General features: G+C 71.4%; 6 protein-coding genes. 5 read left to right on the top strand and 1 reads right to left on the bottom strand.

Going from position 1 to position 8,204, the window contains the following annotated elements; genetic code table 11:
• The 3 genes from QM568_RS02135 to QM568_RS02125 form a co-directional block, all read left to right on the top strand.
• Positions 1–1,041 (top strand): RDD family protein (locus QM568_RS02135; RefSeq protein ID WP_415135346.1); only part of this gene is annotated, 1,041 nt, incomplete at its 5' end.
• Positions 1,038–5,021: a type VII secretion protein EccCa gene (gene eccCa, locus QM568_RS02130; RefSeq protein WP_415135344.1), complete on the top strand. Its 3,984-nt coding sequence runs from the start codon at positions 1,038–1,040 to the stop codon at positions 5,019–5,021. The genes QM568_RS02135 and eccCa, both read left to right, overlap by 4 nt.
• A 103-nt stretch (positions 5,022–5,124) precedes the next feature.
• Positions 5,125–5,607 carry a hypothetical protein gene (locus QM568_RS02125; protein ID WP_415135342.1) on the top strand — a complete coding sequence of 161 codons (483 nt, stop codon included), beginning with the start codon at positions 5,125–5,127 and terminating at the stop codon, positions 5,605–5,607.
• Between the two features lie 46 nt (positions 5,608–5,653).
• Here the strand turns inward: QM568_RS02125 and QM568_RS02120 are convergent, their stop codons facing one another.
• Positions 5,654–6,124: a recombinase family protein gene (locus tag QM568_RS02120; protein WP_415135340.1), complete on the bottom strand. Its 471-nt coding sequence runs from the start codon at positions 6,122–6,124 to the stop codon at positions 5,654–5,656.
• A gap of 55 nt (positions 6,125–6,179) precedes the next feature.
• Between QM568_RS02120 and QM568_RS02115 the strand changes: the two genes are divergently transcribed.
• Together QM568_RS02115 and pip are read left to right on the top strand one after the other, a co-directional pair.
• Positions 6,180–7,061, top strand: a complete 882-nt coding sequence (locus tag QM568_RS02115) for a neutral zinc metallopeptidase (RefSeq protein ID WP_415135338.1) — start codon at positions 6,180–6,182, stop codon at positions 7,059–7,061.
• A gap of 75 nt (positions 7,062–7,136) precedes the next feature.
• On the top strand, positions 7,137–8,105 hold the full coding sequence (gene pip, locus QM568_RS02110; RefSeq protein WP_415135336.1) for a prolyl aminopeptidase: 969 nt from the start codon (positions 7,137–7,139) through the stop codon (positions 8,103–8,105).
• Positions 8,106–8,204: the final 99 nt, after the last annotated feature.

Genomic DNA, 8,204 nt, shown 5'->3' with positions numbered 1-8,204 from the left:
GTGCATCGCCCGGCCGACGGGCTGGGCCCGGCGTTCGTCGGCGCGCCTGCGGGCCCCGGCGCGCGCATCGCCGCCTTCACGATCGATGCGGCTGTCGTGGTCGTCATCGCCGCCGTCGTGCTGCTCACGACGAGGAGCCCTCTGCTCGCGGGACTGACCGCGGTCGAGCTCGCCGTGTTCCTCTGCGTGCTCGAGGCGCGCACCGGTGTCACCGCGGGCAACGCGCTGCTGCGTCTGCGCACGGCGCAGGGCGAGCGGCCGTTCTCGCCGGGCGTCGGGCGGCAGTTCGTGCGCGCGGTCATCACCGCAGCCGGGCTCCTCGTCGGCGTCGGCAGCTGGGTCGTCGTCGCCTCGGCCGGCTGGGATCGCGGCTCCCGTCGGCAGAGCTGGGCCGACAAGGCGGCGAACACCGTCGTCGTGGCGCTGCCCGCGCGCGCGGCCGCGACTGCGGCGCCGGTCATCCCCGAGGTCGTCCCCGAGCCGCTCGCGCCCCCGCAGGTCGTCGCGCTCGGTGAGCGCGGATCGTTCGTCGACGACGATTCCGAGCCGACCGGCGCGCGCGCCGCCTCCCGTCGCAGCGACGCACGCGGAGCGGATGCCGGCGAGAAGCAGTTGGTCGCGGTCGCCCCGGCGACCTCGCCGCAGCCGGTCGCTGAGCCCGCACCGGCATCCGAGACCGGTGCACTGCTGCTCATCTTCGACACCGGCCAGCGCGTGCAGCTCGGCCTGCCGCTGGCCGCCAACCTCGGCCGTGCCCCGATCGCGAGCACCCCGGACGACCGCCTCGTCGTCGTCGCCGACCCCGACTCGTCGGTGTCGAAGACCCATCTGCGACTGGAGCACTCGCGCGGACGCACCTGGGTGACCGATTTCGGGTCGACCAACGGCTCGGACGTGCGCTCCGATGAGGGCGAGACGACCGAGCTCGTCGCCGGTGAGCGCGTGCTCCTCGACGACGCCGACCGCGTGCGGATCGGCAATCGCAGTTTCACGATCAGCCTGCTGCTGGGCACTGACGGCAGCGCCGGAGAGAGAGCATGACAGGACCCCGTCTCGCGCCGCCCCGAGTGCCCTCTGGAAAACTCCCGGTGCAGGCGCCGCCCGAGCTGCAGCCGAGCGACGGCGGCATGGGCGTGCTGGGCTCGCTGCTGCCGATGCTCGGCAGCGTGGGAGCCATCGTCATGGTCACGATGTCGAACCAGTCGGTGACGGGTCTGCTCACCGGCGGCATGTTCCTGCTGTCGTCGCTGGGCTTCGTCGCCGTCAACGGCTGGCGGCAGCGTTCGCAGCGCCAGGCGACCACGCTCGCGGCGCGGCGCGAGTACCTCGCCTATCTGGCAGAGCTGCGTCAGAGCGTGCGCGTCGCCGCGCGGCAGCAGCGACGGGCCGCGAACTGGCATCTGCCCGCGCCCGCCGCTCTGCCGTACATCGCCGAGGAGCGCACGAGGGTGTGGGAGCGCACCGCGAACGACCCCGATTTCCTCTCGGTGCGCGTCGGCACGAGCGATCAGCCGCTGTGCGTCACGCTCGAGGCGCCGGAGCTGCCCCCGCTCGCCCAGCTCGACCCGGTCGCGGCGTCCGCGGCGCACCGCTTCATGCTCACGCACGAGGTGCAGAAGAACCTGCCGTTGGGGATCCCGCTGCGCGACTACGCCCGCGTCGAGATCACCGGAGACGAGGACGAGTCCCGCGCGCTCGCCAGGGCGATGCTCCTGCACATCGCCACGATGCACGACCCCGACGCCGTGCAGATCGTCATCGCCGCCGACCCTGCCGCCCTTGCGCTGTGGGAGTGGGCGAAATGGATGCCGCACACGCACTCCCGCACGGCGCGCGACGGCCTCGGTGCCGCGCGGATGATCGGTTCGCAGCTGTCGGAGCTCGAGGACATGCTTCCGGCCGAGGTGCGCGAGCGTGCGCGCTTCGCCCGCGACGGGGGCGCAGCGAAGACTCCGCACATCGTGATCCTCACCGACGGCGCGAGCACCTCGATCAACGACGTGCTCGTCAGCGGCGACGGCGTCCAGGGCGTCACCGTCATCGATCTGCCTGCGCGCTGGGGCGACCTCGACGACCCCTACACGCTGCGCGTCGCCTTCGAGCCGGGTGGGCGGGGGACCAGGGCCGAGCTGCTCAGCATGCAGTTCACCGGCAGCCCGTTCGACGCCGACGGCATCAGCATCGTCGAGGCCGAGGCGACCGCCCGGCGGCTCATCGCCCTCTACAGCGGCGGGGCGACGGTCGCCGCGAAGAAGGGCACAGGGGCGACCGGCCAGGCCGAGCTCGTCGAGCTGCTCGGGCTGCCAGACGTGCGCGACCTCGACCTCGACGCCGCGTGGAAGCCGCGGCTCGAGCGCGACCGTCTGCGGGTGCCGATCGGCCAGACCGAGGACGGCAGCCCGCTGATCCTCGACATCAAGGAGTCCGCCCAGCAGGGTATGGGACCGCACGGCCTCATCATCGGTGCGACAGGTTCCGGCAAGTCCGAGGTGCTGCGCACCCTCGTGCTGGCGCTCGCGATGACCCATTCGCCGGAGCAGCTGAACTTCGTGCTCGTCGACTTCAAGGGCGGTGCGACCTTCGCTGGCATGGCAGACATGCCGCACGTCTCGGCGATCATCACCAACCTCGGCGAGGAGATCTCGCTCGTCGACCGCATGCAGGACGCGCTGCAGGGCGAGATGGTCCGGCGCCAGGAGCTGCTGCGCGCCACCGGCCCGTTCGCGAACGTGGCCGACTACGAGAAGGCGCGCCGCGGCGGCCGCACCGACCTCGCGCCCCTTCCCGCCCTGCTCATCGTCGCCGACGAGTTCTCCGAGCTGCTGTCGGCGAAGCCGGAGTTCGCCGACACCTTCGTCAACATCGGTCGGCTGGGCCGCTCGCTGCAGGTGCACCTGCTGCTGTCGTCGCAGCGGCTCGAAGAAGGCAAGCTCCGCGGACTCGACACCCACCTGTCGTACCGCATCGGCCTGCGCACGTTCTCGGCGGCCGAGTCTCGTACGGTTCTCGGCGTCCCGGACGCCTATCACCTCCCCACGCAGCCCGGCGCCGGCATCCTGAAGTCCGACACCGAGACGATGACGCCGTTCCGGGCGGCGTACGTGTCGGGTCCGCCGCCCCGGCGGCGCCGGCGCGCCGGGGCGGGAACGGCGCAGGCCTCGGGGACGACGGCGGTCGAGCTGTTCACCGCCGCGCCGGTCTGGCGCGCCGAGGCGCCCGTCGACGAGCCCGCCGAGACGGTCGTCGATGCCGAGCCGGAGGAGACGCGCAACACCTTCGAGATCGCCGTCGAGCTCATGAGGGGCCGGGGCCCCGCCGCCCACCAGGTCTGGCTGCCGCCGCTGGAGACGCCGGCGACCCTCGACCAGCTCTTCGGAGACCTCGTCGAGGATCCGGCGCTCGGCCTCGTCTCGCCGCGCTGGCGCGCCGCCGGCGGGCTCACCGTGCCCCTCGGCATCGTCGACGTGCCCCTCGAACAGCGCCGCGAGACGCTCGCCGTCTCCCTGGGCGGGGCCGCCGGCCACATGGCGATCGTCGGCGCGCCGCTGAGCGGGAAGAGCACGCTGGCGCGCACCGCCCTGGTGGCGCTCGCGCTCACGCACACGCCGCAGGAAGTGCAGTTCTTCGTCATCGACTTCGGCGGCGGCAGCTTCACCGGGCTGCAGCGCTTCACGCACGTCAGCGGCGTGGCCACGCGCTCGGAGCCTGACGTCGTGCGCCGCACCGTGGCCGAGATCACGGGCCTGCTGAACGCCCGCGAGGTGTACTTCCGCAAGAACGGCATCGACTCGATCGACACCTACCGCCAGCGCCGGGCGCAGGGCCTTGCCGACGACGGCTACGGCGACATCTTCCTCGTCGTCGACGGCTGGGGGACGCTGCGCACCGAGTTCGAGATGCTCGAGCCCCAGATCCAGGCGATCGCCGCGCGCGGTCTGACCTACGGCGTGCACGTCGTCATCACGGCCTCGCGCTGGATGGAGATCCGCGCGAACATCAAGGACCTCATCGGCACGCGCATCGAGCTGCGGCTCGGCGACCCGACCGACTCCGAGGTCAACCGCAAGGCGGCCGAGAACGTCACCTCCCTCCCCGGCCGCGGCCTCTCCGAGAACGGTCTGCAGATGCTCACCGCACTGCCGCGGATCGACGGCGTCGACGATGCCTCCTCGCTCGCCGTCGGCATCGACGACGTCGCCGCCCGGGTCGCCGCCGCCTGGCACGGCCCCGCAGGCCCCAAGCTGCGCCTGCTGCCCTCGCGCATCGGCCACGCCGATCTGCGGGCCGTCGCCGCCGCGGCATCCGCCGACGGCTCGGAGCCGCGGGAGATCCTGCTCGGCATCGACGAGGCCAACCTCGCCCCGTTCTCGATCGATCCCATCGCCGAGCCCCTGCTCTACCTCTACGGCGACGCCGATTCCGGGAAGTCGTCGATGCTGCGCGGTGTCGTGCACGAGATCATGCGCCTGTACGGGTCCACCGAGGCGAAGATCTTCGTCGTCGACTATCGGCGGGCGCTGCTGGGCGAGATCCCCAAGGAGTACTTGGGCGCGTACCTCACCTCGCACGAGATGGCGGAGGGGGGTCTGGCGGAGCTCGCCCAGTTCTTCCAGACCCGCATCCCCGGTCCTGACGTCACCCCCGAGCAGCTGCGCTCGCGTTCGTGGTGGAAGGGCGCAGAGGGCTTCGTGCTCATCGACGACTACGACCTTGTCTCGACGTCGCAGGGCAACCCCGCGGCGGTGCTCGCACCGCTGCTGGCGCAGGCGGCCGACCTCGGTCTGCACGTCATCCTCACCCGCCGCACGGGCGGTGCGAGCCGGGCGGCGTACGACCCGATCATCCAGCGGATGACGGACCTCGGCGCCACCGGCATCCTGCTCTCGGGAAGCCCCGAGGAGGGCCAGCTCATCGGCAAGGTGAAGGCGGCCCCCGCGATCCCCGGCCGGGCGCAGATCGTCAGCCGCGACCGCGGCGTGGTCGCAGCGCAACTGCTGTGGGTGCCCCCGTCGTACCAATAACACCTGCGGAGGTTCCACGAATCACATCGACGATCGCGCAACCGGTTCTGCGAAGGCGCGAAGCGCCGCCCTCTGGTGGGGCGTCGCGGCCGCCGCGCTGGCGGTGATCGGCGCGATCAGGCCGCCGATCACCGCGGTCTTCGTGTTCGCGATCATCGCCTGCGCCGCGGTCGCGGGCGTCGTGGCGATCGTGCTCGGCATCGTCGCGGCGCGGCGTCCATCCGGGCGCGTTCCCGCCGTCGTCGGCATCGTCCTGGGCGTCGGGGCGCTCGCCGCAGCCGTCGTCTTCACGGTGCTCACCCTCGGCGCGGTCGCCGGCGGTCCGGTGGCGCAGGTCGAGCTGCGCGCCCAGGGCGAGGGCGCGTTCAGCGTGGAGTACCACGATGGCCGGGATCAGCGCACGGGCTCGAGCGCCGACGGGGACTGGACGGCGATGTTCGGCACCCGCGAGAACGCCACCGAGATGACGGTCACCGCCGACGAACCCGGCGAGGTGAGCTGTCAGATCCTCCGAGACGGAGAGGTCGTGGCCGAGGAGACGTCGGATTCAGGCACGGTCAGCTGTCAGTTCGACGGCTCGCGCTGAGCATCCGCTTCCGGCTGAGCATCCGCTTCTGGAGAACGGTGCCCGCTCAGCGGGCCGCGTCGGCGAGGTGCCTGGCGTCGTGGCCGAGGACCTTCACCATGATGCCGCGGCGGCGCAGCTCCGCCACGGTGCGGGTGCCCTCCTCGGCATCCCGTCCGAGCGCGTTGATGTTCGCCACGACCAGCACATCGCCGGCGTTGAGCGTGCCGATCAGGCGCGCGATGCGGTCGCTCCAGCTCTCGAGGATGTCGGGGGCCGGATGCCGGAACCCCTCGATCGGCACGCCGAAGCGGGTGAGGGCGTCACGCTGCTCGACGACCGACGGCATCCCCTCGCGGGCGACGACGAGGCCGACCAGGCGCGATCCGTCAGGGCGCGCCGACCAGAAGTCGCGGTTCTCCTGCAGCTCGGTGAAGCACTTCGGGCACTCGGCGGCCGCGTGCGGCAGGTGCAGCGGGCTCGTCTGAGCGTCATCGAATGATGCCGCGGTCTTCGTGGGTTCGTTCGTCTCGCTCATCGCGCACCTCCGGCATCCATTCTGCACTGTCTCGGGTGCGGAGTACCCTCAAGGCATGACCTTCAATCCGGATGCCGACATCTCGACCCATACGACCCGCAAGCGCGGTCGCGGCGCCGTCGTCGCCGGGGCCGGCGGCATCGGCCTGCTCGGCATCATCGCGCTCATCGCGGGGCCGCTGCTGGGGATCGATCTGACCGGGCTGGTCCCATCGGGCGAGTCCGCGGGCGGCACTGGCAGCGGGTCGGAATCGAGCCTCAGCGAGTGCAAGACCGGGCAGGACGCGAACGAGAACGTCGACTGCCGCATGGCCGGCGCCGAGGTCGCCCTGAACGCCTACTGGGAGGACCACGTCGACGGCTACGTCAAGCCAGGCATGATCGTCGTCGAGGGCTCCACCTCGACCGCCTGCGGCACGGCATCCAACGCCGTCGGTCCCTTCTACTGCCCGCCCGACCAGACGGTCTACATCGATCCGTCGTTTTTCCAGCTCATGCAGCAGCAGTTCGGCGCATCGGCCGGCAACCTCGCCCAGCTCTACATCGTCGGCCACGAGTGGGGCCACCACATCCAGAACATCGTCGGCACGATGGAGCAGTACCCGAACGACGGCACCGGTCCCGACAGCAACGGGGTGCGCATGGAGCTGCAGGCCGACTGCTACGCAGGGGCGTGGATCGGCCAGATGGCCTACGAGAAGGATGCCGACGGCGAGGCGTACCTGAAAGCGCCGACGGATGCGGAGCTCGACGACGCGGTGAATGCCGCGTACACGGTGGGCGACGATCACATCCAGGAGACCTCTGGCGGGTTCGTGAACCCCGAGAGCTTCACGCACGGCACGAGCGCGCAGAGGCAGTACTGGTTCGCCTACGGCTACAAGAGCGGTCTCGACGCGTGCGCGACGGCGTTCACGCTGCCGGGCGACCAGCTCTGACGCTCGGTGTGCTGCGGGGCTGAATGCGCCAGGCAGCGGTAGCGTCATCGGTGCAAGTCTGATCGGGGGATCACGATGACGAATCTGGACGCGCTGTATCCGGCCATCGAGCCTTACGAGACGGGGGAGCTGCTCGTCGGCGACGGGCATCGCATGTACTGGGAGATCAGCGGCAACCCGTCCGGCAAGCCGGTGGTGTTTCTGCATGGCGGGCCCGGCAGCGGCACCTCGCCCTGGCAGCGGAGGTTCTTCGACCCCGATGCGTACCGCATCGTGCTGCTCGATCAGCGCGGATGCGGGCGCAGCACGCCGCACGCGAGCGCTCCTGGCGCCGATCTGCGGTACGTCACGACCGCGCACCTCATCGCCGACATCGAGCTGCTGCGCAAGAACCTCGGCATCTCGAGCTGGCAGGTATTCGGAGGCTCGTGGGGCAGCGCCCTCGCGCTCGCCTATGCGCAGGCGCATCCGGATGCCGTCAGCGAGCTCGTGCTGCGCGGCATCTTCACCCTGCGCCGCGAAGAGCTGGAGTGGTTCTACGAGGGCGGCGCCGCGGCGCTGTATCCGGACCTCTGGGAGGAGTTCGCCGCCCCGATTCCGCTGCTCGAGCGCAATCGCATGATCGAGGCGTATCACCGGCGGCTGTTCGATCCCGACCCCGCCGTGCACGAACCGGCCGCCGTCGCCTGGACGCGGTGGGAGGCGGCGACGGTGACGCTGGTTGCGGACGCCGAGCACATCGAGGAGATGTCGGATGCGGCGCGGGCGCTCGCGTTCGCGCGCATCGAGAACCACTTCTTCGTGCACCGCGGCTGGTTCGCGGAGGGGCAGCTCATCGCAGGGGTCGACGGCATCCGCCACATCCCGGCCGTGATCGTGCAGGGGCGGCACGACGTGTGCACGCCGATGATGACCGCCTGGGATCTGCACCGGGCCTGGCCGGAGGCCGAGTTCGTGGTGGTCGACGACGCCGGGCACTCCGCGGCCGAACCCGGCATCCAGCGCGCGCTCCGCGCCGCGACCGACGGCTTTGCCCGGCGCTGAGCGCCGGTCGTCGGGCGCGGGGCGCCGGGCGAGGGTTGGTGGTGGCCGGTTTGTCGGGTGCGGATGCCGGTGCGCCGGCGTGTCGGGGCGGATCGGCCC

The sequence above is a fragment of the Microbacterium sp. genome (assembly GCF_047607465.1).
Classification (GTDB): domain Bacteria; phylum Actinomycetota; class Actinomycetes; order Actinomycetales; family Microbacteriaceae; genus Microbacterium.
The sequence above is the reverse complement of the archived record's forward strand: the minus strand, read 5'-3'. Positions and strand labels throughout refer to the sequence as shown.

Bases quoted from the DNA above. Each gene is read 5' to 3' on its own strand.
- QM568_RS02115 (WP_415135338.1), top strand. From the start codon at position 6,180: ATGACCTTCAATCCGGATGCCGACATCTCGACCCATACGACCCGCAAG.
- pip (WP_415135336.1), top strand. From the start codon at position 7,137: ATGACGAATCTGGACGCGCTGTATCCGGCCATCGAGCCTTACGAGACG.
- eccCa (WP_415135344.1), top strand. From the start codon at position 1,038: ATGACAGGACCCCGTCTCGCGCCGCCCCGAGTGCCCTCTGGAAAACTC.
- QM568_RS02120 (WP_415135340.1), bottom strand. From the start codon at position 6,124: ATGAGCGAGACGAACGAACCCACGAAGACCGCGGCATCATTCGATGAC.